Origin of the sequence: Pseudonocardia kujensis (assembly GCF_021283305.1) — a bacterium.
Classification (GTDB): Bacteria; Actinomycetota; Actinomycetes; order Mycobacteriales; family Pseudonocardiaceae; genus Pseudonocardia; species Pseudonocardia kujensis.
Window position 1 is genome coordinate 1 of the sequence record NZ_JAJSOK010000034.1, and the last position, 25,959, is coordinate 25,959.

Annotated in this window: 32 protein-coding genes and 1 tRNA gene; 20 read left to right on the plus strand and 13 right to left on the minus strand. The window is 73.5% G+C overall.

What is annotated here, in order from left to right; all coding sequences use genetic code 11:
• Positions 1–1,973 (minus strand): ATP-dependent DNA helicase (locus LWC35_RS22225; protein WP_232872122.1); only part of this gene is annotated, 1,973 nt, incomplete at its 3' end.
• Between the two features lie 143 nt (positions 1,974–2,116).
• Between LWC35_RS22225 and LWC35_RS22230 the strand changes: the two genes are divergently transcribed.
• A complete protein-coding gene (locus LWC35_RS22230) occupies positions 2,117–3,001 on the plus strand; it encodes a thioesterase family protein (RefSeq protein WP_232872123.1) in 885 nt (294 codons plus the stop codon).
• A gap of 111 nt (positions 3,002–3,112) precedes the next feature.
• Here the strand turns inward: LWC35_RS22230 and LWC35_RS22235 are convergent, their stop codons facing one another.
• On the minus strand, positions 3,113–3,838 hold the full coding sequence (locus LWC35_RS22235) for a class I SAM-dependent methyltransferase (RefSeq protein ID WP_232872124.1): 726 nt from the start codon (positions 3,836–3,838) through the stop codon (positions 3,113–3,115).
• 112 nt (positions 3,839–3,950) lie between these two features.
• Here LWC35_RS22235 and LWC35_RS22240 point away from each other — a divergent pair, with 112 nt between their 5' ends.
• Complete coding sequence (locus LWC35_RS22240) at positions 3,951–4,838, plus strand: AraC family transcriptional regulator (protein WP_232872126.1); 888 nt, start codon at positions 3,951–3,953, stop codon at positions 4,836–4,838.
• A 7-nt stretch (positions 4,839–4,845) separates the two neighbouring features.
• On the opposite strand, the gene LWC35_RS22245 is transcribed toward LWC35_RS22240, so the two are convergent.
• Together LWC35_RS22245 and LWC35_RS22250 are read right to left on the minus strand one after the other, a co-directional pair.
• Positions 4,846–5,394, minus strand: coding sequence for a nicotinamidase (locus LWC35_RS22245; protein ID WP_232872127.1), 549 nt, complete (start codon positions 5,392–5,394; stop codon positions 4,846–4,848).
• Between the two features lie 65 nt (positions 5,395–5,459).
• Positions 5,460–6,758, minus strand: coding sequence for a nicotinate phosphoribosyltransferase (locus tag LWC35_RS22250; RefSeq protein WP_232872128.1), 1,299 nt, complete (start codon positions 6,756–6,758; stop codon positions 5,460–5,462).
• Between the two features lie 55 nt (positions 6,759–6,813).
• Here LWC35_RS22250 and clpS point away from each other — a divergent pair, with 55 nt between their 5' ends.
• The 8 genes from clpS to LWC35_RS22285 all read left to right on the plus strand — a co-directional run bounded on the left by clpS (position 6,814) and on the right by LWC35_RS22285 (position 12,397).
• Complete coding sequence (gene clpS / locus LWC35_RS22255) at positions 6,814–7,110, plus strand: ATP-dependent Clp protease adapter ClpS (protein WP_232872130.1); 297 nt, start codon at positions 6,814–6,816, stop codon at positions 7,108–7,110.
• The gene (locus tag LWC35_RS22260; RefSeq protein WP_232872131.1) at positions 7,107–7,658 is read left to right on the plus strand and encodes a DUF2017 domain-containing protein; all 552 of its coding nucleotides are present in this window, start codon (positions 7,107–7,109) and stop codon (positions 7,656–7,658) included. The genes clpS and LWC35_RS22260 overlap by 4 nt, the downstream gene beginning before the upstream one ends.
• Before the next feature lie 632 nt (positions 7,659–8,290).
• Positions 8,291–8,647 carry a PE domain-containing protein gene (locus tag LWC35_RS22265; RefSeq protein ID WP_232872133.1) on the plus strand — a complete coding sequence of 119 codons (357 nt, stop codon included), beginning with the start codon at positions 8,291–8,293 and terminating at the stop codon, positions 8,645–8,647.
• The gene (locus LWC35_RS41025) at positions 8,610–9,185 is read left to right on the plus strand and encodes a DUF3558 family protein (RefSeq protein WP_372463080.1); all 576 of its coding nucleotides are present in this window, start codon (positions 8,610–8,612) and stop codon (positions 9,183–9,185) included. Before LWC35_RS22265 ends, LWC35_RS41025 begins: the two co-directional genes overlap by 38 nt.
• A gap of 11 nt (positions 9,186–9,196) precedes the next feature.
• Positions 9,197–10,528 carry a hypothetical protein gene (locus LWC35_RS22270; protein WP_232872135.1) on the plus strand — a complete coding sequence of 444 codons (1,332 nt, stop codon included), beginning with the start codon at positions 9,197–9,199 and terminating at the stop codon, positions 10,526–10,528.
• 51 nt (positions 10,529–10,579) lie between these two features.
• Positions 10,580–11,050: a M67 family metallopeptidase gene (locus tag LWC35_RS22275; RefSeq protein ID WP_037050057.1), complete on the plus strand. Its 471-nt coding sequence runs from the start codon at positions 10,580–10,582 to the stop codon at positions 11,048–11,050.
• A 54-nt stretch (positions 11,051–11,104) separates the two neighbouring features.
• Positions 11,105–11,383 carry a MoaD/ThiS family protein gene (locus tag LWC35_RS22280; RefSeq protein ID WP_037050058.1) on the plus strand — a complete coding sequence of 93 codons (279 nt, stop codon included), beginning with the start codon at positions 11,105–11,107 and terminating at the stop codon, positions 11,381–11,383.
• 63 nt (positions 11,384–11,446) lie between these two features.
• On the plus strand, positions 11,447–12,397 hold the full coding sequence (locus LWC35_RS22285) for a PLP-dependent cysteine synthase family protein (protein WP_232872136.1): 951 nt from the start codon (positions 11,447–11,449) through the stop codon (positions 12,395–12,397).
• Positions 12,398–12,412: 15 nt separating this feature from the next.
• Here LWC35_RS22285 and LWC35_RS22290 read toward each other — a convergent pair whose 3' ends face one another.
• A complete protein-coding gene (locus tag LWC35_RS22290) occupies positions 12,413–12,784 on the minus strand; it encodes a hypothetical protein (protein WP_232872217.1) in 372 nt (123 codons plus the stop codon).
• Positions 12,785–12,902: 118 nt separating this feature from the next.
• Between LWC35_RS22290 and LWC35_RS22295 the strand changes: the two genes are divergently transcribed.
• Genes LWC35_RS22295 through rdgB form a run of 7 tightly spaced genes read left to right on the plus strand, consistent with a single transcriptional unit; the run spans position 12,903 to position 17,348 of the window.
• Positions 12,903–13,541, plus strand: coding sequence for a rhomboid family intramembrane serine protease (locus LWC35_RS22295; protein ID WP_232872138.1), 639 nt, complete (start codon positions 12,903–12,905; stop codon positions 13,539–13,541).
• Positions 13,542–13,581: 40 nt separating this feature from the next.
• Positions 13,582–14,412: a glutamate racemase gene (gene murI, locus LWC35_RS22300; RefSeq protein ID WP_232872139.1), complete on the plus strand. Its 831-nt coding sequence runs from the start codon at positions 13,582–13,584 to the stop codon at positions 14,410–14,412.
• A gap of 9 nt (positions 14,413–14,421) precedes the next feature.
• Positions 14,422–14,787, plus strand: a complete 366-nt coding sequence (locus LWC35_RS22305; protein WP_232872140.1) for a hypothetical protein — start codon at positions 14,422–14,424, stop codon at positions 14,785–14,787.
• A complete protein-coding gene (locus tag LWC35_RS22310) occupies positions 14,780–15,205 on the plus strand; it encodes a hypothetical protein (RefSeq protein WP_232872141.1) in 426 nt (141 codons plus the stop codon). Before LWC35_RS22305 ends, LWC35_RS22310 begins: the two co-directional genes overlap by 8 nt.
• 9 nt (positions 15,206–15,214) lie before the next feature.
• The gene (locus LWC35_RS22315; protein WP_232872143.1) at positions 15,215–15,988 is read left to right on the plus strand and encodes an MBL fold metallo-hydrolase; all 774 of its coding nucleotides are present in this window, start codon (positions 15,215–15,217) and stop codon (positions 15,986–15,988) included.
• A gap of 47 nt (positions 15,989–16,035) precedes the next feature.
• Complete coding sequence (gene rph, locus LWC35_RS22320) at positions 16,036–16,758, plus strand: ribonuclease PH (protein ID WP_232872144.1); 723 nt, start codon at positions 16,036–16,038, stop codon at positions 16,756–16,758.
• Positions 16,755–17,348 carry an RdgB/HAM1 family non-canonical purine NTP pyrophosphatase gene (gene rdgB, locus LWC35_RS22325; RefSeq protein ID WP_232872145.1) on the plus strand — a complete coding sequence of 198 codons (594 nt, stop codon included), beginning with the start codon at positions 16,755–16,757 and terminating at the stop codon, positions 17,346–17,348. Before rph ends, rdgB begins: the two co-directional genes overlap by 4 nt.
• Positions 17,349–17,440: 92 nt before the next feature.
• Here the strand turns inward: rdgB and pcaC are convergent, their stop codons facing one another.
• Complete coding sequence (gene pcaC, locus LWC35_RS22330; protein ID WP_232872146.1) at positions 17,441–17,839, minus strand: 4-carboxymuconolactone decarboxylase; 399 nt, start codon at positions 17,837–17,839, stop codon at positions 17,441–17,443.
• A 246-nt stretch (positions 17,840–18,085) separates the two neighbouring features.
• On the opposite strand from pcaC, the gene LWC35_RS22335 reads away from it, so the two are divergent.
• Positions 18,086–18,775, plus strand: a complete 690-nt coding sequence (locus tag LWC35_RS22335) for a TVP38/TMEM64 family protein (protein WP_232872147.1) — start codon at positions 18,086–18,088, stop codon at positions 18,773–18,775.
• Between the two features lie 45 nt (positions 18,776–18,820).
• Here the strand turns inward: LWC35_RS22335 and LWC35_RS22340 are convergent.
• From LWC35_RS22340 to bcp, 3 genes are all read right to left on the minus strand, one after another.
• Positions 18,821–18,895, minus strand: a tRNA-Leu gene (locus LWC35_RS22340).
• Entirely contained in the window at positions 18,886–19,548 is a 663-nt protein-coding gene (locus tag LWC35_RS22345) for a hypothetical protein (RefSeq protein ID WP_232872149.1), read from the minus strand. The genes LWC35_RS22340 and LWC35_RS22345 overlap by 10 nt, the downstream gene beginning before the upstream one ends.
• Before the next feature lie 65 nt (positions 19,549–19,613).
• Positions 19,614–20,081, minus strand: a complete 468-nt coding sequence (gene bcp / locus LWC35_RS22350; protein ID WP_232872150.1) for a thioredoxin-dependent thiol peroxidase — start codon at positions 20,079–20,081, stop codon at positions 19,614–19,616.
• 121 nt (positions 20,082–20,202) lie between these two features.
• Here bcp and LWC35_RS22355 point away from each other — a divergent pair, with 121 nt between their 5' ends.
• On the plus strand, positions 20,203–20,424 hold the full coding sequence (locus LWC35_RS22355; RefSeq protein WP_232872151.1) for a DUF3618 domain-containing protein: 222 nt from the start codon (positions 20,203–20,205) through the stop codon (positions 20,422–20,424).
• Positions 20,425–20,461: 37 nt separating this feature from the next.
• Here LWC35_RS22355 and LWC35_RS22360 read toward each other — a convergent pair whose 3' ends face one another.
• The 4 genes from LWC35_RS22360 to LWC35_RS22375 form a co-directional block, all read right to left on the minus strand.
• Positions 20,462–21,688, minus strand: coding sequence for an NAD(P)/FAD-dependent oxidoreductase (locus tag LWC35_RS22360; RefSeq protein ID WP_232872153.1), 1,227 nt, complete (start codon positions 21,686–21,688; stop codon positions 20,462–20,464).
• Positions 21,689–21,790: 102 nt separating this feature from the next.
• Positions 21,791–22,570, minus strand: a complete 780-nt coding sequence (locus LWC35_RS22365) for a SigB/SigF/SigG family RNA polymerase sigma factor (protein WP_232872154.1) — start codon at positions 22,568–22,570, stop codon at positions 21,791–21,793.
• Positions 22,567–23,004 (minus strand): ATP-binding protein, encoded by a 438-nt coding sequence (locus tag LWC35_RS22370; RefSeq protein ID WP_232872155.1) that lies wholly within the window; start codon positions 23,002–23,004, stop codon positions 22,567–22,569. Before LWC35_RS22370 ends, LWC35_RS22365 begins: the two co-directional genes overlap by 4 nt.
• Positions 23,005–23,076: 72 nt before the next feature.
• A complete protein-coding gene (locus LWC35_RS22375) occupies positions 23,077–23,508 on the minus strand; it encodes an STAS domain-containing protein (RefSeq protein WP_232872156.1) in 432 nt (143 codons plus the stop codon).
• Between the two features lie 142 nt (positions 23,509–23,650).
• Between LWC35_RS22375 and LWC35_RS22380 the strand changes: the two genes are divergently transcribed.
• A complete protein-coding gene (locus tag LWC35_RS22380; protein WP_232872158.1) occupies positions 23,651–25,906 on the plus strand; it encodes a SpoIIE family protein phosphatase in 2,256 nt (751 codons plus the stop codon).
• The last annotated feature ends 53 nt before the right edge of the window (positions 25,907–25,959 follow it).

The following is a 25,959-nucleotide window of genomic DNA, read 5'->3' on the forward strand; positions in this document are numbered from 1 at the left end:
ATCCTCGGGTCGAGGATCGCGACCACCCCGCGGTCCGCCGTCCCCCGCAGCAGCCGGCCGGCGCCCTGGGCCAGCAGCAGCGCGGCATGGGTGGCGGAGACCGTGAGGAACCCGTTGCCGCCCCGGGAGTCCGCGGCCTTCTGGCGCGCGGCGACCAGCGGGTCGTCCGGGCGGGGGAACGGGATCCGGTCGATGATCACGCAGGACAGCGAGGGGCCCGGCACGTCGACGCCCTGCCACAGCGACAGCGTGCCGAACAGGCAGGTCTCGGTGTCCTCGGCGAACCGCTGGACCAGCAGCATCGTGGAGTCGTCGCCCTGGCAGAGCAGCGGCACGGACAGCCGCCCGCGCAGCGCCTCGGTGGCCTGCTTCGCCGCGCGCATCGAGGAGAACAGCCCGAGGGTGCGCCCGCCGGCCGCCTCCACCAGCCCGGCGATCTCGTCGAGGTACTCCGGCGCCAACCCGTCCCGCCCGGGCGGGGGCAGGTGCTTGGCGACGTAGAGGATCCCGCTGCGGGCGTGCGCGAACGGCGAGCCGACGTCGAGGCCCTTCCAGCGCGGCGCATCGGGATCCCGGACCGGGTCCTCGGAGTCGCCGCCCGCCGACTCGACCCCGCCCTCCGGCCGGGCCGCGACGATCTTCTCCGGCGGCAGGCCCCACTGCCGGGCCAGCGCGTCGAACGAGCCGCCCAGGGCCAGGGTCGCGCTGGTCAGCACGGTCGTGCGCTGCCCGAACAGCCGCTCCCGCAGCAGGCCCCCGACGGACAGCGGCGCCGCCCGCAGCACCTTGTGCCGGGCGCCGTCAGGGCCCTGCTCGGCCAGCCACACGACGTCGTACCGCTTGGCCGGATCGGGCTCCTCGAACGTCCTCAGCACCCGCACCACGGTCTCGGACACCTCGTCGAGCAGCGCGAGCGCGAGCTTGCGCCCGGTGGCGCCCTCGGGGTCCTCGCGGCGCTCCCCGCCGAGCGCCTGGCGGCACATACCGGCGGCGTCCCGGATCACCGTGAGCGCGCCCGTGGCGGCCTGCGGGATCGCCTCCCACCGCCCGGGGGGCAGGTCCTCGAGCACCATGCCGAGGCCCTCGCCCGCCTCCGCCAACCGGTCCGCGAGCGCCTGGTCGACGAGCTTGCCGCAGCGCCGCGCGGCGGCTGCGACCGTGCCGGCGGTCAGCTCCGCGGTGGCGGCGCCGGTGACGCGGTCGACCAGCTCGTGGGCCTCGTCGACCACCACGACGTCGTGCTCCGGGAGGACCTGCGCCTCGCCCATCGCGTCGATCGCCAGCAGCGCGTGGTTGGTGACGACGACGTCCGCCCGGCCGGCCTCGGCCCGCGCCTTCTCCGCGAAGCAGTCCTCGCCGACGGGGCACCGCGAGACGCCCAGGCACTCCCGCGCGGTCACCGAGACCTGGCGCCACGCGTTGTCCGGCACGCCGGGGACCAGCTCGTCCCGGTCCCCGGTCTCGGTGTCCGAGGCCCACTCGTGCAGGCGCTTGACGTTGCGCCCCATGGCCGAGATCGCGAACGCGTCGAACAGCTGCTCCTCGGCGGGATCGGCCATGTCCTCGTCGCCGTGGAGCTTGTTGAGGCACAGGTAGTTCCGCCGGCCTTTGAGGATCGCGAACGTGGGCTCGCGGCCGAGGGCGGGCCTGAGCGCCCTGGCCAGGCGCGGGAGGTCCCGGTCGACCAGCTGGCGCTGCAGCGCGATCGTGGCCGTGGAGATCACGACGGTGGTGTCGCGGGCCATCGCATGGCGGATCGCGGGCACCAGGTAGGCCAGCGACTTGCCCGTGCCGGTGCCGGCCTGCACGGCGAGGTGCTCACCGCTGGAGAGGGCCTTGCGGACGGCCTGGGCCATCGCGTCCTGCCCCTCGCGCCGGGTGCCGCCGACCGCCGTGACCGCCACCTCGAGCAGCTCGGCCACGCCCGGGAGGTCCTGGGAACGGACGGACGGGGAGGCGGGGGCGAGGGGCACCGCCCGACGATAGCCGCCGCCCCCGACAGGACCCGCCGACCGGGCCGATCGGGCGCGCGGAACCGCGGCGAGGTCGGGACGGTCACACGTGATCTCGCCCGTTACGGCAGCTCACGCAGGGGTAGATGGGCATCATGAGGCGGGTGACGTCCACGCAGATCCGACCCGAGGCCGACCGGTACCCCATGGTGCTGGAGGTGACGCCGCGCTACAGCGATCTCGACCCCAGCCGCCGCGTCGGCAGGGAGGCGCTGGTCCGCTGGTTCGAGGACGCGCGCGTGACCGCCGAGCACCGGGCCTTCCCCGAGCGCACCTTCGGCAACCGTCCGGCAGGGACCGGCCAGCTGCTCGCCTCCGTCGGCGTCGACGTGCTCGCGCCGCTGCGCATCGCGGACGACTACCGGGTCGGCGTGGCCCTGAACCGGGTCGGCAGCTCCTCCTTCAGCTACGTCTACGGCGTCTTCACCGGCGACGACCTCGTCGCCACCGGCGAGTCCACCAGCGTCTGGGTGGAGGGCGGCCGGCCCGCGCCGCTGCCGCAGGAGATGCGTTCGGCGCTCGAGCGCCTCGCGCTGCCCGGGGCCACCCCGAGCGAGCGCCGTGAGTTCGAGGAGTCGCGGCTCGTACGCGAGAACTACCCGTTCCGCTACGACGTGCGGACCCGTTTCGGCGACCTCGACACCAACCGGCACGTCAACAACGTCGCCCTCGCCGGCTGGTACCTCGACGGCCTCGCCGAGCTGCACACCGACGTCCTCGGCTACCCGGTCGGCGGCCCCCTCGACGGGCTGTCGCCGAGCTCGCTGCGCGTGGACTACCGCGTCCAGGTGCAGTACCCGGGCATCTACCAGCTGCGCGTCGGCGTCGTCGAGCTCGACGACAAGGAGGTCCGCTACGCGTGCGGGCTCTTCGACGGGCACCGCTGCATCGGGCTGGCCGACGCCGCCGGCGCCGTCCGGGCCGCCGACGCCGAGGGCCGGGACGTCGACCTGCGCGCGGCGTTCGAGCCGTTCCGGATGCGCGGCTGAGCCCGGCCGAGCGACGCCGCCGCCACGGCGCCCAGCCCCAGCGCCCGGCCGAGCCCGGCCGAGCCCCGGCCGAGCTCGGCTGGGGCGACGCCGCCCCGCGGTCGGGTCGGGCTACACCCGTGCCCGGTAGAAGGTCAGCGTGCCGAGTCGGGTGCGCCCCCGGCTCACCGCGGTCGCGTCGGTGAACCCGGCCTGACCCAGCAGGTCGAGCACCGACGGCCCGTGGCCGTGCCCGTGGCCGTGACCGTTGCCGCCCTGCGCCTGTGCGTGCCCGTGTCCGTGTCCGTGCCCGGCGCCCTTCCCGCGCAGCCGGAGCAGGAGCCCGTGCAGGCCGGTCACCACGGCGAACGCGCCGCCCGACTCCCGCGGGTCGCGGTCGAGGTCCATCAGGTGCAGGCTCCCGCCCGGCGCGAGCACCCGGCGGACCTCGCGCAGCGCGCCCACCTTCTCGTCCTCGGGCAGGTGGTGGAGCATCAGCGAGGAGAGCACCCGGTCGACGCTCCCGTCGGCGTACGGGAGCGACTGGGCGTAGGCCTGGTCGAGCTGCAGGGCCAGGCCCGCCCGCTCGGCCTTGTGCCGCGCGAGGGCGAGCGCCTCGGCGTCGGGGTCGGTCCCGATGACCGTCGCCCCCGGGACCGCCCGCTTCGCCAGGAGCAGGACGTTGCCGGTGCCGCAGCCGATCTCCAGCACGGTCGCACCGGGCTCGATCGCCGCCTGGGCGACGAGCTGCCAGTACGAGTCGCCGACGCCGGCGAGCTTGCCGAAGCCGTCGTAGAAGGGCAGGAACCTGGCGTTGATCATCGCGGGCAGGTAGTCCCGCGTCTCGGTGGTCGGCACGTGTGCTCCCGGGTGGTACGAATTTCGGTGGCTACCTGCTAGGTTCCCCAGCGCGTGAGCTGCGGACAAGGGACGAAGTGTGGGTGCAGGGGGACGTTCTTCGGGTGCCGGGATGCGGCAGACCCCGCAGGGTGTGCCGCTGCTCGACTACGTCCGCACGGCGGGGCTCCCGGCCGTCACCGTGCAGCACTGGGCCGGGGAGCACGGGGCGTACGGCCCGCGGTTCACGGGCGCGCACGCCCACGACTTCCTGCTCCTCCTCTACGTCGCCGACGGCGCCCTCGTCGCACGGGTCGACGGGAGCGAACGGACGATCGCCACGGGCGACGCCTTCGTGATCGCGCCCGGCGCCGTCGTCACCCCCGGCGAGCGGGCGCCCGACGGGGACGTCTGGGCGGTCTCCTTCCCGCCCGACGCCGTCGACCCGGCCGCCGCCGCCCCCCTGGTCTCCTGGCGCGGGCACCCGTTGCTCGCCCCGTTCGTCGGCAACCACCGCGGCGGCGGGCAACGCCTGCGCGTCCCCGCCGAGGACCGCCCGGCCTGGCTCGCACACCTCACCGACCTCGACGCGGAGCTGCGCGGCCGGCGCGACGGCTACGCCGACGCCGCCCGCGCCCACCTCACCCTGCTGCTGGTCCGGCTCGGGCGGCTGGACATCGACGGGCCGGACGAGCTCGGCGTCGACCCGCTGGTGGCGCAGGTGCTGGAGTTCGTCGAGAACCGCTACCACGAGGCCATCTCGCTGCGGGACGTCGCCGCCGCGGTCGGGCTGACCCCCGGCCACCTGACCACGGTCGTCGGACGCGCGACCGGCCGCACGGTCCAGCAGTGGATCACCGAGCGGCGGATGCGGGAGGCGCGCCGGCTGCTCGCCGACACCGATCTCACCGTCGCCGACGTCGCCCGCCGGATCGGCTACCGGGACGCGGGCTACTTCGTCCGCCGCTTCCGCAGCGCCCACCGGGTCACCCCCACGGCTTGGCGGCGCGGGGAGCCCTGAGGGGCTCCTAGGCGATCACCACTCCGGCCTCGCGCATCTCCACCAGCGCGAGCTCGGTGGTCACGGGCAGCACGCCGGCGCACAGCTCCAGCAGGACGCCCGTGTCCAGGCCGGCGCGGCGCGCGTCGAGCGCGGTGGCCTTCACGCAGTGGTCGGTGGCGATGCCGGCGATGTCGACGGAATCGACGTCGTGCGCCCGCAGCCACTCCTCGAGGGTGCGCTCCCGGGGCTCGCGGCCCTCGAAGCCCGAGTAGGCGGCGGCGTGGTGGCCCTTGTCGAACACGGCCTCGATCCGCGCGACGTCCAGCGCGGGATGGAAGCTCGAGCCCGGCGTCCCGGCGAGGCAGTGCACCGGCCAGGTGTCGATGAAGTCCGGGGTGTCGCTGAAGTGCCCGCCCGGCGAGACGTGCATGTCGCGGCTGGCGACGACGTGGTCGTAGTCGGCCTGGCGGAGGTACTCGGAGATGGCGGCGGCGGTGGCCGCGCCGCCTTTCACGGCCAGGGAACCGCCCTCGCAGAAGTCGTTCTGGACGTCGACGACGATCAGGGCGCGCATGTCCTCGGTGCTCCCTTCCGGTGCTCTCTTCCGGTGCTCTTCTCGCGGTGCTCTCTTCTCGGTGCTCAGGGCCCCGGGAAGACGGTGGGGATGGCGGGCTCGCCGCGGGAGAGCTTGAGGCCCTCCCACGGCACGGAGACCAGGGCGGCCCGCAGTCGCTCGCGGCCGTCGTCGAGGCCGGGCAGGTCGGCGACGGTCTCGCCCTCGCGGACCAGCGGGATCGGGAGGACGCGGTCGTGCGGGCCGCGCTCCGGGCTGATCGTGACGGGGTGCACGACCTCCTCGACCGCCGTCCCGGTCGGCTTGTGGCGGCGCAGCGCGGACTTCCGCCCGCCCCGCGACTCCTTGCTGCTCGAGCGCTTCGCGACCGGGCGGCCGTCGACCTCGACGAGCTTGTAGACCATGCTCGCGGTGGGCGCGCCGGACCCGGTGACCAGGCTGGTGCCGACGCCGTAGGAGTCCACCGGCTCGGCCCGCAGCGACGCGATGGCGTACTCGTCCAGGTCGCCGGACAGGACGATCTTCGTCCCGGTGGCGCCCAGGGCGTCGAGCTGCTCGCGGGCCTGTCGGGCGAGGACACCCAGGTCGCCGGAGTCGATCCGGATCGCGCCCAGCTCGGGTCCCGCCGCCTCGATCGCGCGCGCGATGCCCTGCCGGATGTCGTAGGTGTCGACGAGCAGGGTCGTGTCCACGCCCAGGGTCTCGACCTGGCTGCGGAAGGCGGCGACCTCGTCGTCGTGCAGGAGGACCCAGGCGTGCGCGGCGGTGCCGGCCGTCGGGACGCCGTGCCGGCGCCCGGCCTCCAGGTTCGACGTCGCGGCGAAGCCGGCGAGGTAGGCCGCGCGGGCGGAGGCGACCGCGGCCTCCTCGTGCGTGCGCCGCGAGCCCATCTCGATCAACGGCCGGTTGCCGGCGGCCGTGACCATGCGGGCGGCGGCCGAGGCGATCGCGCTGTCGTGGTTGAGGATCGAGAGGAAGAGGGTCTCGAGGACGACGGTGTCGGCGAACGTGCAGCTGACGGTGAGGATGGGGGAGCCGGGGAAGTAGAGCTCGCCCTCGGGATAGCCGTCGATGTCGCCGGTGAAGCGGTAGTCCGCCAGCCACTTCAGGGTCCGCTCGTCGAGGGAGCCCTGCAGGGAGGCGAGCTCGGCGTCGCCGAACCGGAAGTCGCGCAGCGCGACGAGCAACCGGCCGGTGCCCGCGACGACGCCGTAGCGGCGGCCGTCCGGCAGGCGCCGGGCGAACAGCTCGAACACGCACTGCCGGTCGGCCGTGCCGTCGGCCAGGGCCGCGGCGACCATCGTCAGCTCGTACATGTCGGTGAGGAGCGCGGTGCTGGCGCTCGAACCCGAGGGGCCGCTCATGCGGTGAGCCTATGCGGCGTACTGCGCGGGCGCGTGTGCGTGACACCATGGACCCATGTCCGCGCCGCTGAGCTCGCCCACCACCCAGGTGGACCCTGCCCTGGACGAGGACGTCGCGGGGGCCACTCCGTGGCAGGCCGTCGTCTGGAACGACCCGGTCAACCTCATGTCGTACGTCACCTACGTGCTGCAGAAGATCTTCGGCTACCCCGAGCCGAAAGCCACCGCGCTGATGCTCGACGTCCACCACAAGGGCAAGGCGGCGGTGTCGAGCGGGGACAAGGACAAGATCGAGGGCGACGTCGCCAAACTGCACGCGGCCGGCCTCTGGGCCACCATGCAGCGCACGTGAACGGCTGGAAGCGCGCGGGGCGCGGGGCGCGGACCCGGTTCGTCGCGACGCTCGAGGAGCAGGAGTCGACGGTCCTGCGGGGGCTGGTCATCGAGGTCACCCAGATGCTCGACGGCCGCGCCGCCGACACCCCGCAGGACGAGCTCGCCGAGCTGACCGGCATGCGCACCGGGCCCACCTCCCGACCCGACGACCGGGTCCTGGCCCGCCTGCTGCCGGACTTCACCTCGGAGGACGCCGACCTCGCCGCCGGGCTGCGCTCGTTGCACGAGCCCGAGCTCATCCAGGCGAAGAAGTACGCGGCCGAGTCCGTGCTCACCGCCCTGCCGTCCCGCGGCGGTCGCGTGGAACTGACGGTCGACCAGGCCGACGAGTGGCTGGCGGCGCTCAACGACGTCCGCCTCGCGCTCGGCACCGCCCTGGACGTCTCGGAGGAGACTCCGGAGGAGTTCCCGGACGACGACCCCCGCGCCCCCCACCTCGGGGTGTACCACTGGCTCACCTTCGTGCAGGACTCGCTGGTCCAGGCGCGGATGCAGGTGCTGTAGGGCGCTTCCGGCAGGTGCCGCTGCCGTGTGCTGTGTGCCGGCAGCACGGTGTTGTGGGCGGTGTCGGCACACTCCGTGCGGTGACGCCGATGCGTGGTGTTGTGCGTGGTTTCGTGGCGCCCACCACGGCATGATCGCTTGTCGGGGATGGGGAGGGTCGGATTTCGACCGTCCTTGTTCACGAGTTGTGATCTTGGGGGGCGAAGCCTCCGCTGTAGAGGCCGGCAGCGCGGTGTCGGGGTGGTGTCGGCCGGCCGGCGTCGTGGGCTGCCGGTGCGGTGCTGCGGCACTGCTGGAGACTTCATCGCTCGTCCTGGACGAGGAGAGTCGTATATCGACCGTCCTCATCCAGGATGAATGATCTTCAGCGCGAGGTGGGTGCTGGAAAGGCCGGCCCCGCAGTGTTGTGGGTGGTCTCGGCAGGCACCTGCGGTGGGGCCACTTGCAGGGGTGCTTTGGCGACCACGGGTGTGGTCGATGGTGGTGGCGGGGAGGGCTCGGGTGAACCGGCCTCGTCCAGGAGCTGGTGATACCGACGTTGTGCGGCCCCCAGGGACCCGATCGTGTTCACGATCGCAACGGGTTCGTCGCAGACGTGCCTCCGTGGGGCGGTTCGCTGAGATCATCCCCGCATGACCGCTCCTCGGTGGGACGACCCGGGTCCCGTCGTGCCCCGCTCCGCGCAGCCCCTCAGCTACTCGCCTGTGCTCCGGATCGACCCGGAGCGGGTCGAGGGGATGGTGGGGAGGTTGGAGGGGGTGATTCGGGAGGTGGCTGAGATTGAGAGGACGCTCGATGTTCTCTTCGTAGCGGCCCCAGCGAACGACGAAGTGAGCAGGAACGCCTCCAAGCAATCCGCTGCCATGATCAATCATGCTCGAGCGTATCTCGCAAGGTGGCGTCAGGACCTGATGGTTGCCGGTGCAGCGGTCGCCGCACAGGCCCAGGGCTATGCTGCAACGGAGGGCACATTTGCGAGCCGTACCTAGTGGTGCCTCGGCGCTCCTGGCGTTTCTGTTGGCGTCCTTGGTGGGCCTCATATCGGCCTGCTCTGGCGAAGTCGGTCCTCCGTCGCGGACCAATGACTCGGCAGTGGCGTCGGCGCAAGGCGTCGCACCTGGGCAAGAGTCTTTCGTGCCCAGGATTGATTCCTGCGGCGTCCTGGACTCGGCAGCGGCTGAACGGCTCAGTATCGGAGTGATGTCAGTCGATCGCGACTCGAGCGAGTTCGCGACCAGGTGTTCATGGATAGCCAAAGATCACACCTTCGAAGTCAACTTGATAATCAATCTGGCGGTTGGTCTCGATCGTTCAGTCGATATGGATGTTCATATTCCTGTGGATATCCAAGGTTATCCTGCGGTCCAGGTCGATGCAGACGGAGGTCCGACCTGTCGCTATTGGGTAGGGATTGCTAGTAATCAAACCTTCAGTGCAGGAGCGAGCAGCCTTTCCACCTCTGCGCCGCCGCTTTGTGATAAGGCGAGGGCGCTGGCGTCGGAGGTTCTGGACGCACTTCGGAAGTAGGGGGAGCTGTGGTGGAGCGGACCTACACCGGGACGGCGGTGGCGTTCGAGGGGCTGACGCTGCCGGAGATCCGGGATCCCGTGGCGACGGGGCCGGGGCCGGGGTCGATGCGGGCGGCGGAGCAGGCGCTGGCGGAGGTGTCGCGGAAGCTCGAGGACGTCAACGCCGAGCTCGGGGCGCTGGAGCGGGAGTACGCGGACGCGCACGAGGGGGAGGCCGCCGAGGCCACCCGGATGTACCTGCGCAAGCTGGGGGAGCCGGGGCGGGTCGGGACGGTGATGTTCCGGCTCGCGGCGCGGGCGCTGGGCGACCAGGCCGAGTACTACACGGTCGCGAACCGCGAGCTCACGGCGCTGCGGACCACGGAGACCTACCTCGGCCGGACCGGCCCGTACCAGCTCGACGAGCGGCAGCAGTCGGCCGCGCACGTCGCGAACCGCTACCAGGAGAACTCGAACGCCAACCTGGCGAGCGCGTTCCAGGCCTTCACCCCGCTCACGCTCCCCACGCCCGACACCACCGCGGTCGCCCCCGCCACGGCGCCCGGTTGGCCGAGAGACGGCGATGTCGCGGTCCCGACCGCGCCCACGGCGACGGCTGCGGCCCCGCCCGGAGGAGGCGCGGCGACGCCCGTGCCACTCGCCCCGCCGGCGCCGGTTCCCGGCGACCCCGCAGGCACCGTTGCCCCGGCCGGAGTGGCCCCGGCTGTCCCGCCGGCCCCGACGCCGGCCGTCGGGGGCGTTCGAGGCGGGCCGCCGGCCCTGCGTCCGCCGAGCGCGCCGGACCCCGGGAATCTCGCACCCACGCCCGTCGCGGGGCTGAACCGCCGGGCCGGCCTCCCGGTCACGGCTCCTCCGCCCCCGTCCGGGGACCGCGCGCCGACGCGACGCACACCGGTCGACCTGCCGCCCGGCGTCCTGAGCCCGTCCGCGCCGAGAACCGCAGCCCCACGAGCCCCCGAACGGATCGGGCCCGAACGCATCGGCCCCGGGAGGCCCGGCACGGGCACACCGTTCGCGGGACCGGGCGAGAGCGGTCGAACCCCGGTCCCGCGCGCCGGCGAGCCGGTCACGCGGCCCACACCCGGTGAGCGGCTCCGGACGGCGGACCCGCTCGGCGAGCCGGCCCGGACCGGCCAGGCGGCGCGGACGTCGCCGTCGCACCTCCCGTACGTGCCCGCGGGAGCGGGTGCCGGCGGCCGCGGCGAGCCGCACCCGCGGCCGGACTGGCTGGTCGAGGACGATCCCGACGGCGTCTGGCTCGCCGACGTGCCGACCTACGGACCCGGCGTCCTGCGCGGCGAGGACGGCGGCGGGGACGGGCGCACCGGATCGGGCATGTGAGTCTCGTCGGGCGGATGTGCTCCGGTCGGACGCGTTACGTACGCTGGCAGCGTGCTGGTCATCCGGAAGGATCTCCTCGACGAGATCGTCGCCCATGCCCGCCGGGACCACCCGGACGAGGCGTGCGGCGTCGTCGCGGGTCCCGAGGGCTCCGACCGGCCCGAGCGGTTCATCCCGATGCTGAACGCGGCGCGCTCGCCCACGTTCTACGAGTTCGACTCGGGTGACCTGCTCCGGCTGTACCGGGAGATGGACTCGCGCGACGAGGTGCCCGTGGTCATCTACCACTCGCACACCGCGACCGAGGCCTACCCGTCGCGCACCGACATCTCGTACGCCTCCGAGCCCGAGGCCCACTACGTCCTGGTCTCCACCCGCGACTCGGCGGAGACGAACCACACGGGCCACGAGTTCCGGTCGTTCCGGATCGTCGACGGTGTGGTGACCGAGGAAGAAGTCGAGGTCGTGGAGACTTATATGTTCGCGCACACCGGCGCGGACGACGTCCCCGACCTCGGCTGACCCGTCCTCGCCACACCCTCACCGAACGAACCCGAGCAGGAGCACCGAAGAACCATGGCCGTCACCGTCTCCATCCCGACCATCCTCCGCACCCACACCGGGGGCGAGAAGGCCGTCGAGGCCAAGGGGGGCACCGTCGCCGAGGTGATCGACGACCTCGAGTCGCGGCACGCCGGCCTGAAGGACCGCCTCATCTCGGACGGCAAGCTGCACCGCTTCGTCAACATCTACGTCGACGACGAGGACGTCCGCTTCGCCGGTGGCCTCGAGGCCCCCGTCAAGGAGACCTCGACCGTCACCATCCTGCCGGCCGTCGCCGGCGGCATGCGCTGAGCTGACGGCACCGGGCGGCGGGACGGAGAACCCCGCCGCCCTCTGCCCGCTCTTGGAGGAGCGATGGCGCGCTACGACTCACTTCTGCAGGCAGTGGGGGACACACCCCTGGTAGGCCTGCCGTCGTTGTCGCCCGCGGAGAACGTCCGGCTGTGGGCGAAGCTCGAGGACCGCAACCCCACCGGCTCGATCAAGGACCGGCCCGCGCTGGCCATGATCGAGAAGGCCGAGGCCGACGGCCTCCTCACGCCCGGCTGCACGATCCTGGAACCGACCTCGGGGAACACGGGCATCTCGCTGGCGATGGCCGCGAAGCTCAAGGGCTACCGCCTCGTCTGCGTGATGCCCGAGAACACCTCTGAGGAGCGGCGGCAGCTGCTCACCATGTACGGCGCCGAGATCATCTCCTCGCCGGCCGCCGGCGGCTCGAACCAGGCCGTCGCGATGGCCAAGGAGCTGGCCGCCGAGCACCCCGACTGGATCATGCTCTACCAGTACGGGAACCCGGCCAACGCCGACGCGCACTACCGGACCACCGGGCCGGAGATCCTGCGCGACTGCCCGGAGATCACGCACTTCGTCGCGGGCCTGGGCACCACCGGCACCCTGGTCGGCACCGGCCGCTACCTGCGCGAGCAGAAGCCCGACGTGCAGATCATCGCCGCCGAGCCGCGTTACGGCGAGCTCGTGTACGGCCTGCGGAACCTCGACGAGGGGTTCGTCCCCGAGCTGTACGACCCGTCCGTCCTCACGGGCCGGTACTCCGTCGGCAGCTACGACGCCCTGCGCCGCACCCGCGAGCTTGTGGAGAAGGAGGGCATCTTCGCCGGCATCTCGACCGGCGGGATCCTCCACGCCGCGCTCGCGGTCGCCGAGAAGGCCGCCGGGTCCGGCGAGACCGCCGACATCGTCATCGTGGTCTGCGACGGCGGCTGGAAGTACCTCTCCACCGGGGCCTACTCCGGCGCGCTCGACGACGCCGCGGAAGGCATCGAGGGCCACCTCTGGGCGTGAGCTGAGCCGGCCTGCTCACCCCAGGTGCACGGCGGGCGTCGCCGCGGCGGCGTCCCGTCGCCCAGCCCTCACCAGGACCAGGACCAGCGACACCCCGATCGCCAGGACCGCGGCCGCCCAGGCGAACGCGACCGTGTAGCCGTGCACCGCCGCGTCGGGCAGCTGCGCGGGATCGGTGATCGGGTGGTCGCAGACGTAGGCCGCCGCGGCCGTGGTGGCGATCGTGTTGAGCGGCGCGGTGCCCTGCGGGAGCGCGATGTTCACGATCGTCGCGTCGAGCACCACCATGAGCTGGGCCAGCGCGATGACGAACAGCGCGGCCCAGCGGCCCGGGTGCCGCTTGTCGGGGCGGCAGGTCGCCGGCGGGTCGGCGACGGGTGCGGACATGCTCGGCTCTCCCGGAGGGCGCGGTGCTTCCGCGGATCATGGTGCCGAAGGGGCCGACACTTCTCGTCCGATTCCCGTTCACGGCAGGGTGACGGGGATTCCGCGTACCCTCGGTCACATGGCTGCGCCGCAGGTACCGAGCTCCCTCCCCGCCGCGCGGTCGTCGCGCGGCCTCGCGCGGATCGTGCCGCCGCACCCGGTGCGGGCCGCCGTGGTCATGCTCCTGTTCACGGCGGTGCTCTACGCCGTGGAGTTCTACGACCAGATGTCGGGCCAGTACCTCGACAACGAGGGGATCATCTCGCGCAACGCCGACGGGGCCTGGGGCATCCTCTGGGCGCCGCTGCTGCACGGCGGATGGCCGCACCTGTGGGCGAACACCCTGCCCTTCCTGGTGTTCGGGTGGCTCGCCATGGCGGGCGGGATCCGGCAGTGGTTCGGCGTCACGGCGCTGATCTGGCTCGGCAGCGGGGCCGCGGTGTGGCTGGTCGGGCCGAGCATGGCGTCGACGATCGGGATGTCCGGCGTCATCTTCGGGTGGCTGCTGTTCCTGCTGGCCAGGGGCTTCTTCGCCCGGTCGGGGCGGCAGATCGCGCTGGCCGTGGTCCTGCTCTTCTTCGAGGGTGGGATGCTGTTCGGTGTGCTCCCCGGCAACCCCGGGATCTCGTGGCAGGCGCACCTGTTCGGAGCGCTGTTCGGGGTCCTGGCCGCGTGGATGGTCGCGCGGGCCGACCGGACACCGGCGCCGGTCCGATGACCGGCGCCGTAAGCCCGCCCCCGATCACCGCAGGACACCCGTGACCGATCGTGACGCGCCCATCGGCATCTTCGACTCCGGCGTCGGCGGACTGACCGTCGCCCGTGCCGTCATCGACCAGCTCCCCGCCGAACGGGTCGTCTACGTGGGCGACACCGCGCACGGCCCCTACGGCCCGCTGCGCATCGCCGACATCCGACGGCACGCGCTCGCCATCGGCGACGACCTGGTCGACCGCGGCGTGAAGCTGCTGGTCATCGCGTGCAACACCGCATCCGCGGCCTGCCTGGCCGACGCCCGCGAGCGCTACCCCGTGCCCGTCGTCGAGGTCGTCCTGCCGGCCGTCCGCCGGGCCGTCGCGGCCACCCGCAACGGCCGGATCGGCGTCATCGGCACGAAGGCCACCATCGCCTCCGGCGCCTACACGGACGCCTTCGCCGCGGCGCGGGACGTCGAGGTCACCGCCGTGGCCTGCCCACGGTTCGTCGACTTCGTCGAGCGCGGGATGACGAGCGGCCGACAGGTCCTGGGCCTGGCGCAGAGCTACCTGGAGCCGCTGCAGCAGGCCCGCGTCGACACCGTCGTGCTGGGCTGCACCCACTACCCGCTGCTCACCGGCGTGCTGCAGATCGTGCTGGGCCCCGACGTCAGCCTGGTCTCCAGCGCCGACGAGACGGCCAAGGACGTGGTGCGCACCCTGATGGCGTCGGACCTCGCGCGGGACCCGGAGACCGACCCGCCGCCCGGCCCGCACGAGTTCCTCGCGACCGGCGACCCGGAGCCCTTCCGCCGGCTCGGCCGGCGCTTCCTCGGCCCGGAGATCGGCCGGGTCCAGCAGGTGCCGGCGGAGGCCGCGGAGGCGCTCCGGTAGCGTCGGAGCGTGATCGGCGTCCTGGAGGTCGTGGCCTACGTGGTCGCGGCGGCCGTCGCGCTGTACGGCCTGTTCACCACGATCCGCAACCGTCCGCCGGACCGCACGCACCGGATCGCGGTCGGGGTCTTCGAGGCGGTCCTGGTGGTGCAGGCGGTCGTCGCCGCGGTGCGGGTGTTCACCGGCGTCCAGCTGCCCGAACAGTCGACGTTCCTCATCTACCTGCTGGTCAGCGTGTGCGTCATGCCGATCGCGCTGCAGTTCGCGACGGCCGAGCCGACCCGCTGGGGCGGCACGGTGATCGCCGTCGGGGCGATCGGGACCGGGGTGGCCGTGTGGCGGCTGCACGACCTGTGGGTCGCCGGCCATGGCTGAGCCGACCGGGGCCCCGGGCAGGCAGCCGCGCGCGACCTCGAGCGGACCGGGCCGGGTCCTCATCGCCGTCTACGCGATCTTCGCCCTGTCCGCGACGGCCCGGGCCGGGGTGCAGATCGCGACGAAGTTCTCCGAGGCACCGGTGGCGTACCTGCTCTCGGGCCTCGCCGGCGTGGTCTACGTCCTCGCCACGATCGGCCTGGCCGGGCGCAGCCCGGGACACCGGCGCCTGGCGTGGGGCGCGGTCGTGTTCGAACTGGTCGGGGTGCTGGTCGTCGGCACGCTGACCGTCTTCGACACCGGCGACTTCCCCGACGACACGGTCTGGTCGGTGTACGGCCGCGGATACGGCTTCATCCCGCTGGTGCTGCCGTTCATCGGGCTCTGGTGGCTGCGTCGCACCTCGTCCAAGGGTTAGCCTCGCCCCATGAAGGTCGTCGTGCTCGGCTGTTCCGGCAGCGGACCGGGGCCGGGTTCGCCGGCGTCCGGCTACCTCGTCGAGGCGGGGGAGACCCGGCTGACGCTCGACCTCGGCAACGGCACCTTCGGCGCGTTGCAGCGCTCCCTCGACCCCTGGGGGCTCGACGCCGCGGCCTTCAGCCACCTGCACCCGGACCACTGCGCGGACTTCTCGGCGCTCGCGGTGTGGCGGCGCTACCACCCTGGCCCGCCCTACGACCCCACGCGCAACCGCCTGCCGGTGTTCGCGCCCGTCGAGGCGCCGGAGCGGCTCGGGGCGGCCTACGCGCCCTCCGCGGCCGAGCGGACGGAGACCGACCTCGCGGACGTCTTCGCCTTCCAGGTCCTCGCGGACGGCTGCGCGGCCACCGTCGGCGGCGCGGTGCTGCGGGCCGCGGCGGTCGACCACCTGTGCGAGGCCTACGCGCTGCGTGTGGAGCACGGCGGCCGCAGCCTCGTCTACAGCGGCGACACGGGGCCGTGCCAGGGGCTGGTCGACCTGGCCCGCGGTGCGGACGTCCTGCTCTGCGAGGCGTCCTGGCCGCACACCGACGACATGCCGGCGGGCGTCCACCTCTCCGGCCGGCAGGCGGGGGAGCACGCCGCGGCCGCGGGCGTCGGACGGCTGCTGCTCACCCACGTCCCGGTCTGGACCGACCCGCACGCGATGCTCGCCGAGGCGAAGGCGGCGTTCGACGGGCCGGTCGAGCTCGTCCGCCCGGACGGCGAGTACGAGGTCTGACCCGGTTCCCGAGAACGGGTCCCGACCCGGGTTCCTAGGATGTCGGGGTGACGCGAGCAGACGGCAGGACGGACGACGAGCTGCGCCCCGTGCGCATCACCCGCGGTTTCCAGAAGCACCCGGCGGGCTCCGTGCTCGTCGAGTTCGGGGACACCAAGGTGCTGTGCGCGGCCAGCGTGACCGAGGGTGTGCCGCGCTGGCGCAAGGGGTCCGGGCTGGGCTGGCTGACCGCGGAGTACGCGATGCTGCCGTCGGCCACCAACACGCGGTCGGACCGCGAGTCGGTGAAGGGCCGGGTCGGCGGCCGGACGCACGAGATCAGCCGGCTCATCGGCCGCTCCCTGCGCGCCTGCATCGACCTCAAGGCGCTCGGCGAGAACACGATCGCCCTGGACTGCGACGTGCTGCAGGCCGACGGCGGCACCCGCACCGCGGCCATCACCGGCGCGTACGTGGCCCTGGTGGACGCCGTGACCTGGCTGGGCGAGCGGAACAGGCTGGCCGACCCCAAGCCGATCTCGTGCCAGGTGGCGGCCGTGAGCGTCGGCGTCGTCGACGGGCGGGTGCGGCTGGACCTGCCCTACGAGGAGGACTCGCGCGCGGAGGTGGACACCAACGTCGTCGCGACGGACACCGGCACGCTGATCGAGGTCCAGGGCACCGGCGAGGGCGCCACCTTCACCCGCAGCACGCTCGATGCGATGCTCGACACCGCGCTCGCCGGCATCGCGCAGCTCACGCGCCTCCAGACGGAGGCGCTCGAGTCGTGAAGATCCTGCTCGCCACACGCAACGCCGGGAAGCTCGTCGAGCTGCGCCGGCTGGCGGAGGGCTCGGGCGTCGAGGTGCTCGGGCTCGCCGACGTCCCGGAGTTCCCCGAGGCCCCCGAGACCGGCGCGACCTTCGCCGAGAACGCGCTGGCCAAGGCGCGTGACGCCGCCACCGCGACCGGACTGCCGTCGGTCGCCGACGACTCCGGCCTCGCCGTCGACGCGCTCAACGGCATGCCCGGCGTCCTCTCCGCCCGGTGGGCCGGCCGGCACGGCGACGACCTCGCCAACCTGAACCTGCTGCTCGGCCAGCTGGGCGACGTCCCCGACGAGCGCCGCGGCGCGGCCTTCGTCTGCGCGGCGGCACTCGTGGTGCCGGACGGGCCCGAGGAGGTCGTGCACGGGGAGTGGCCCGGGCGGGTCGTCCGGGCGCCGCGCGGGAGCAACGGCTTCGGCTACGACCCGATCTTCGTGCCCGAGGGGGAGGAACGGACCGCCGCGGAGCTCAGCCCCGAGGAGAAGGACGCGGACAGCCACCGGGGCCGCGCCTTCCGCGCCCTCCTCCCGCACCTCGAGGCGCTGTCGGCCTGAGTGCTGTCGGGCTGAGAGCTGCCGGCGCGCACTGTGGTTCCACAATGTTCGAAACCGCTGCTCAGAGGCGCGTTGTGGAACCATGGTGCGGGTCAGTCGGTGGGGGCGTCCTCGGCGAGGACCTTCTTGGCCCGGGCGAACGCGCTGTTGGCCGCGGGCACGCCGCAGTAGACGGCGCTCTGCAGCAGCACCTCGACGATCTCCTCGCGGGTCAGCCCGTTGCGGCGGGCCGCCCGCAGGTGCAGCTCCAGCTCGTCGAGGTGCCCGTGCGCGACGAGCGCGGTCAGCGTGATCGCGCTGCGCATCCGCCGGTCGAGGCCGGGCCGGGTCCAGATCCCGCCCCAGGCGTACCGGGTGATCATCTCCTGGAACTCGCCGGTGACGTCGTCGGCCCGCTCCAGCGAGGCGTCGACGTGCGTGGCGCCCAGGACCTCGCGGCGGACGGCGAGGCCCGCGGGATCGAGGTCCAGCTCGCGCTTCTCGGTACTCACGGCCGCACGGTAGCCCGGCCGGTGCCCCCGGACCGGGCGGGTTCCGGTGATCGGAAGGCGGGCGCCGGCGGTGATCGTCGCTCGGGACCTTCGGTAGCCAGATGCGGCGCTGTGCGGTCCCGGACGGCGATCGTGGCCGCGACGCGGCGGCCTCCCGGTCTCGGGCGTGAAGGGATCATCCGCCTGCGGCGGTCGGGGAACGGGTGTGACGCGGGGTCGGCCGGCGCGGTCGGTACCGTCGGGGGAGTGAGAGGGTGGCGGCCCGTGCTGGCCGGGCTGGGCGTGCTGGCACTGGTCGCGGCGGTGCTCGTCGTGGCGCGGGTGTACGGCGTGCCGGGCGTCGCGGACCTGCGGCGGATCACCGCGGAGGCCGGACCCTGGGCGCCGTTGCTGTTCCTGGGCCTGCAGGCGGGGCTGTGCGTCGCGCCCGTCCCGCGGACCGTGTTCACGCTGGCGGCGGGGGTGCTGTTCGGGTCGCTCGTCGGGTTGGTGGTCACGCTGGCCGCGACCACCCTGGCCGGGGTGCTGGCCTACCTGCTCGTCCGGGCGACGGGCGGAGCACTGGTGGAGCGGTACGTCCGCGGCTCCGCGGTGACATGGGTACGGCGCCGCCTCGACCATCACGGCACGCTCGCGGTGACCTCGATGCGGCTGGTGCCCCTGGTCCCCTTCGCCGCACTCAACTACGTCTGTGGGCTGTCCAGGGTGCGGTTCCTGCCCTACCTGCTCGGGACCGTCGTGGGGATCATCCCCGGGACCGTCGCGATCGTGGTGCTCGGCGACGCCGTGAGCGGCCGGCCCTCGCCGGCGCTCGTCGCGGTGTCGCTGGTGTGCGGGCTCATCGGCTTCGCGGGGATCGTCGTGGCGGCCCGCAAGCCCGTCCCGGAGGAGGCTCCGGCCGACGAGGTGGGGGAGGAGACGCGGCGGGCCCGCTGAGCCCCGGCTCGGTGGACTTCGCCGCATCGTCGCTGGTCGGAAGAGTACCGGCGGCGGGATTCGAACCCGCACTGTCAACCACCTAAAGGTCGCGCCTCCTGCCAGTTGGGCTACGCCGGCTCTGTACTTGTGTTCTTTTGCCGGCACCAGGTGTCGGTGACGGCGTGGCAGTTCGGGCACAGGATACGGAGGTTCTCGAGCCGGTTGTCGGTGTGGTCCCCGTTGATGTGGTCGAGTTGCAGCGGCAGCAGCACCCCACGCCACTCGGACAGCCCGCACTCCTCGCAGTGCGCGGGCTTCAGTCCTTCTCTGATGAGTCGTCGCCGCAGGCCGGAGGTCCGGTAGAGGGACCCCCGCACGAGGATCTCCGACAACGGGCGCTTGCGGATCAGCTCCGGGCGTGTCCTCGGCCAGCGCGGACCGACGAAGTGGGAGGTGTCGAGCCCCAAACGCCGGATGTGTCCGTTGAGAAGGCGGTGAACTCCGCCGTTCGGCGTGTACCCCAGCCGCCGGCTCAGGTCGGACACCGAGTCGCGCGCCGCTACCGCGGCGGTGAGGTCCTCGTCCGTCCAGCTCCGCCGTACCGTCCGGCCGGCCCCGACGGCTGACCGCGGGATGTGCGAGGCGTCGAGTCCCAGCCGCGCGATGTGCGTCCGGATCACGTCGTACTTACCGGGCAGGATGCCCAGCTTCCGGCACACCTCGCTCAGTGTGCGGCTCGACGCCACCGCCTCGGTCAGCTGCTCGTCCGTCCACCTGCGGGCTCTCGGCATGAACCGAAGGTAGCGAACACATGTTCGAACCTGCTCGAGTTGTCCACAGGGGCAGATCCACAGGGTCAGACCTTGAGGTCCCGCCGCAGCTTGGCGACGTGGCCCGTGGCGCGGACGTTGTACAGCGCCGCCTCGATCTTCCCCTCCTCGTCGACGAGGAAGGTCGAGCGGATCACGCCGGTGACCGTCTTGCCGTACATCGTCTTCTCGCCGAAGGCGCCCCACTCCTCGAGGACCTTCCGGTCCGGGTCCGAGAGCAGCGGGAAGGTCAGGCTCTCCTTGTCGCGGAACTTCGCGAGCTTGGCCGGCTTGTCCGGGGAGATGCCCAGGACGTCGATGCCGGCGTCGTTCAGCTCGGCGAGGTTGTCCCGGAAGTCGCACGCCTCCTTGGTGCAGCCGGGCGTGGACGCGGCCGGGTAGAAGTACACGATCACCTTGCGGCCGCGCAGGTCGGACAGGGTGACCGGCTTGTCGTCGGCGTCGGGCAGCGTGAAGTCCGGGGCGGTGTCGCCCGGCGCGAGGCGTGTCGTCATGCCCCGATCCTGTCAGTTCCCCCCGACAGCGGGACGTCGCCGGGCCCGCGCCGGACCGCTCGTCTACGGTGTGCCCGAGCCAGATCCCGAGTCAGATCCCCGAAGCACGGAGGAGTGTGTCGTGGCCCGCGACCCCGAGAGCATCCAGAGCGAGATCGAGAAGACGCGGGACGCGCTCGCCGACAGCCTGGACGCGCTGACCGACCGCGCGAACCCGAAACGGTTCGTCGACTCGGGCAAGCAGCAGATCGCGCTCAAGCTCGAGGACCCGAAGATCCGCTACGCGCTGATCGGCGTCGGCGCGGTCCTCGCCCTCGCCGTCCTCAAGAAGCTGTTCTCCTGACGGGGACCCGGGGGCCCGTTCGGGCCCCCGGCCGCCCTCACCGCCGCAACGACGCCGCGAACTCCAGCGCCTGCGCCCGGTCGGCCTCGTTCAGCAGCAGCGCGCGGTAGCGCGCGATGTAGCGGGCCGCGCCGAAGCCGGCCACCGCCACCAGTCGGTCGCCCCGCAGGTAGCCGACCACGGTGCCCTTCACCGCACCGCCGGAGAGCCCCTCGCCGTGCAGCGGCAGGATCGTGTCGGCGAGGTCGGGCCGCCCGATCAGCTGGATCTTCAGCCCGAACTGGTCCGACCAGAAGTAGGGGACCGTCGGGGGCGGCGCCTCGGTGCCGGTGACCGCGCGGGCGACGACGGTGGCCTGGTCGGCGGCCGAGGTCCAGTGCTCGTGCCGGTGCCGGCCGCCCTGCGCCGGGTAGTCCCAGGCGGCGGCGTCGCCCACGGCCCACACGCCGTCGAGCCCGAGCACGCGGCCCTGCGCGTCGCACGGGATCCCGTCGCTCAGGTCGAGCCCGGTGTCGGCGAGCCAGCCGAGGTCCGGCCGGCCGCCGATCCCGACGAGCGCGACGTCGGCCTCGATCCGCGACCCGTCGGCCAGCTCGACGGCGACGCCCGGGCCCTGCGCGGACACGAACCCGGTCAGCGCCACTCCCGTCCGCAGGTCCACGCCGCCCTCGCGGATCAGCCGCGCGGCGAGCGCGCCGACCTCGGCGCCCAGCCCGCGCACCAGCGGCACCGGCGCGGCCTCGACCATCGTGACCTGCACGCCCTTGTCGATCGCGGTGCTGGCGACCTCGGCGCCGATGAACCCGGCGCCGACCACGAGCAGGGTCGACGCCTTGTCGAGCTCGTCGCGCAGGGCGACGGCGTCGTCGAGGGTCCGCAGGGTGTGGACGCTCTCGGGCTGGCCGGGCAGCCGGCGCGCCTCGACGCCAGGGGCGAGCACGATCGCGTCGGCGGTGAGCACCGCGCCGTCGGCCAGCTCGACCTCACCGGGCCGCAGCGCGACGGCGCGCAGCCCGAGGTACATGCGGACGCCGAGGTCCTCGAGCGCGGCCTCCTCCTTCAGGGCCAGCCGCTCGGCCTCCCAGGCGCCCGCGAGGAGCTGCTTGGACAGCGGCGGGCGGTCGTAGGGCGGGTGCACCTCGGCGCCGACGAGGCTGATCCGGCCCTCGTAGCCTGCCTGCCGCAGCTGCTCCACGGTCCGGATGCCGCCGAGCCCCGCCCCGACGACCAGCACGTGCTCCGGCCCACCGCTCAACGTCTCCACGCTCCTGTCCCCGGCGACTGCGACGCGGCCATCCTGGCCGACGCGCCCGGCCGCTGTCTCGGGGCCCGCACGGTCTGTTGCGCGGCCCACACCAGGGGGTGATCAGCCCGTGCGCGTGTCCGGGTCGAGCCGGGACCGGAGCCGGTCCAGGGTCTGGGCGAGCAGGCGCGAGACGTGCATCTGGGAGATGCCCACCTGCTCGGCGATCTGGGTCTGGGTCATGTTGCCGAAGAACCGCAGCATGACGATGGTGCGCTCGCGCTCGGCCAGCTCGCCGAGCACGGGCCGCAGGGCCTGCCGGTGGTCGACGCGGTCGAGCTCGGCGTCGGCCGCACCGACCAGCTCGCCGACCGTGGCGCTGCCCTGCTCGGAGGACAGCATCTCGTCGAGCGACGAGCTGCGGTAGGCCTCGGAGGCCTCCAGGCCCTCCAGGACCTCGGCGACCGGTACACCGAGCTGCTCGGCGATCTCCGAGGGCCGGGGCGCCCGGCCCAGCCGCTGGGACAGGTCCGACACCGCGCCGTTGATGGACACGTGCATGTCCTTGAGCCGCCGGGGCACCCGCATCGACCAGCCCTGGTCGCGGAAGTGCCGGCGGACCTCGCCGCTGATGGTCGGCACGGCGAAGGAGAAGAAGTCCGTGCCCTTGTCCGGTGAGTAGCGGTCGACCGCGTTGATGAGCCCCACGGTCGCGACCTGCACCAGGTCGTCGAGCGGCTCGCCGCGATGGGCGAAGCGGCGGGCGATGTGCTGCGCGATCGGGAGGAAGCCGGTCACCAGCCGGTCGCGGAGCGCCTCCCGGCGCGGGTCGTCCTTGTCGAGCCCTGCGTACTCCGCCAGGAGCGGGGTCAGGTGACCGTACTCGGAGTCGGCCGCACTCACCGGGGGGCTGCGTCGGCGCGCTTGTGGAGGCGGATGCCCACGGTGCCGATGCCGTTCGCCTCGAGCTCCACCTCGTCGGCCAGGGTCTGCAGGACCCGCCAGCCGAAGGTGTCCGTGGACACGGGGGTCCCCGCGTCGCCGGTGTCGACCTCGGCGTGGACGCGGATGAGCTCCTCGCGCACGTCGAAGGTGCACCGGAGCGAGGACCCCGGTACGGCGACGTCGACCAGGGTCGCGCACGCTTCGTCGACGGCCATCCGCAGGTCCGAGATGGCGTCCAGGTCGAAGTCCGCGCGGGCGGCGAGGTCCGAGGCGACGGCACGGATGGTCGGGATCAGCGAGGCCGAGGCGCTGGTGCGCACCTCCACCACCGATCCCGGCGTCTCCACCGTCCCCGGGCCGTCTCCGGCGCCCACGGGATCCACTTCGGACACGCGACGTCTTCCCTTCGTCACGGACCCGCTCGGGCCCTCGATCCCCATCGTGCTACCCGGGGTGCGTTCTTATCAATCCGGTCGGCGTACTCGACCCGCGGGGCGGTCGCCGTCCACCCGGGCGAGGAGCTCGTCCAGGCCCGGGAGCAGGGTGAACAACTGGTCCGACCCGGTGACCTCGAGCGGTCGGGTGACCGCCCGCGAGCCACCGAGCAGGTGCAGCGCGCGACCCTGGGCCTCCGCCCGGTGCGCGGCACGGATGAGCACCGCCAGCCCGCTCGACGCCAGGAACCCGACGCCGGCGAGGTCGACCGCGGCCACGGCGTCGGTCGGCTCGGCCTCCAGCAGGGCGCCGAGCGCCTCGCCGAGGGCCGGCGCGGTCAGCGTGTCGACCTCGCCGCCGACGACGAGCACGTACACGCCCGGCACGGGCGAGGTGAGCTCGGTGTCGAGCCCGCCGGGACGCGACGGGCCACGCGAGGCGGGGAACGGCAGGGCACTCACCTCCGGCGTCGGCGTGCCCACGCGGGTCGCGGGCAGGCGGGGGCGCAGGGCGGCTGCGGGCTCAACCGGTCCCGGCGCACCCTACCCAGGCGGTGGCGGCCGCCGGGGCGCGGGTGGGCGGGGCGGCCATTACGCTCGGCGCGTGGAGACGACCGACCAGCGTGGCCTGGCCGAGGACCTGGCCGAGGACCTGGCCCACGACCTGGCCCAGGGGGTGGCCCGCGACGGCCTGCCCGGCGACGTTCCCGACCTGCCCACGGTCCTCTACGACGCGCCCGCGGCCGTGCTGATGATCGACCTCGACGAGCGGCGGGTCGTCTACGCCAACGCGGCGGCCGTGGAGCTGACCGGCGACCGCGTCTCGTTGCCGGTCGACATCGACGCCTGGGGCGACGCCGCCGGGCTGACCGACCTCGGCGGCAAGCGGATGAGCGAGACGAGCTCGCCGCTGTCGCTGGTCGCCGCGGGCATCCCGGTCGCGGGCGAGCCGGTCGCGGTCCACGACGCGGCCCGCCGGGGCTCCACCGCCACCGAGGAGCAGCGCGAGGCGTCCGAGGGCCGGCTGCTGTGGGTCACGGGTTTCGTCCTGGGGCCGGGCGGGCTGGGCGACACGGGCGAGCAGCTCCCGGTCCCCGCCGAGCTGCGGTCCCGGGCACTCGTGGTGTTCCTGCAGCTCTCCGGCAGCGAGCACGGCGACCGGCGGCGCCTGGAGGTGCTGCGGGACCGGGCGGTCGTCGCCACCGACATGTCGTTCACCATCACCGACCCGCGGCGCGAGGACGGCCCGCTGATCTGGGTCAACCCGTCCTTCACCCGGCTCACCGGCTACGCGGTGGAGGAGGCGGTCGGGCGCAACTGCCGGTTCCTGCAGGGCCCGAACACCGATCGGCGGAGCGTGGAGCGGATGCGCGCGGCGCTGCGCGCGCAGGAGCCGATCACCGAGGTGCTGCTGAACTACCGCAAGGACGGCACCGCCTTCTGGAACCAGGTGTCGATCTCCCCGGTGGTCGACGGCGCCGGGGACCTCGTCAACTTCGTCGGCGTGCAGAACGACGTCACCGAACGGGTGCTCGTCGAGCAGGAGCGCCGCGCGGCGCTGGCCGACGCGGAGGAGGCCCGCAGCCAGCTGCGGCTGCTCGCCGAGGCGACCACGCACATGACCGAGGCGCTCGGCGTCGACGACGCCTGCCACGGCCTGGCCCGCCTGGTCGTGCCGCAGCTGGCGGACGTCTGCGCGGTGGACCTGCTGGACCGCCCGGGTTCGGGGCTGCCGCGCCGGGTCGCCGTGGCCGCGCGCGATCGCGCCGACGAGGACCGGATCGCGCGGATGGCCGACCTGCGCGACTACCGGGCCGGTCACGACAGCACCACCGGACGGGTGCTGGCGACCGGCGAGCCGGTGCTGCTGTCGGACCTGCCCGAGCACGGCACCGACCGCTACGACGCCGGTTCCCCGGCCGCCGAGCTCTACGACCGGCTGCGGATGCGGTCGGCGATGGTGGTGCCGCTGCGCGCCCGCGGGAAGGTGCTGGGTGCGCTCACCCTGGTCACCCAGCACCCGTACGGCCGCCGCTACAGCCAGAAGGACCTGCACCTGGCCACCGACCTCGCCGGGCGCGCCGGGCTGACGGTCGACAACGCGCGGCTCTACGAGCGCGAGCACGCCGCCGCCGCGACGCTGCAGCACAGCCTGCTGCCGGCCGTGCCCGAGGTGGGCGGCCTGCAGATGGCCGCGCGGTACCGGGTCGGCACGGACGGCAACCAGGTGGGCGGCGACTGGTACGACGTGCTGCCGCTGCCCGACGGGGCCGTCGGCATCGCGGTGGGCGACGTCGTCGGGCACGACCTGTCCGCCGCCGCGGCGATGGGGCAGCTGCGCGGTGTGCTCCGCTCCTACGCGTGGGACGGCGGCCGCCCCGGCTCGGTGCTCGACCGCTGCGACCAGCTCGTGCAGGGCCTGGAGATGGCCTCGATGGCGACCGCGGTGTACGCCCGGCTCGAGCCGCCGGACGCCTCGGGCGACCGGGTGCTGCGCTACGCCAACGCCGGGCATCCCGCGCCGCTGCTGCTCACGCGCGAGGGCGAGCTGCGCCGGCTCGACGAGCACCTCTCACCGATGATCGGGGTCGTCCCGACGCTCGGCCGCGCCGGCGAGGAGGGCCGCACCGAGGCCACGCTCACGGTGCCCGCCGGGGCGCTGCTGCTGCTCTACACGGACGGCCTGACCGACATCGCGGGGGAGGACGCCGACGAGCGCGTCGACCTGCTCGAACGCACCCTGCGGGAGATTCCCGCGGACTCGCCCGCCGAGGCCGTCGTCGACCGGGTGCTGGAGGTCTGCGAGCCGGCGCACCTCCGCGACGACATCGCGGTGCTCGCCGTGCGTCTCGAGGGCTGAGGGCACGGGCGGGGGAACGGCGTCCCGTTCGTCCCACGCCGACGACCGCTGCA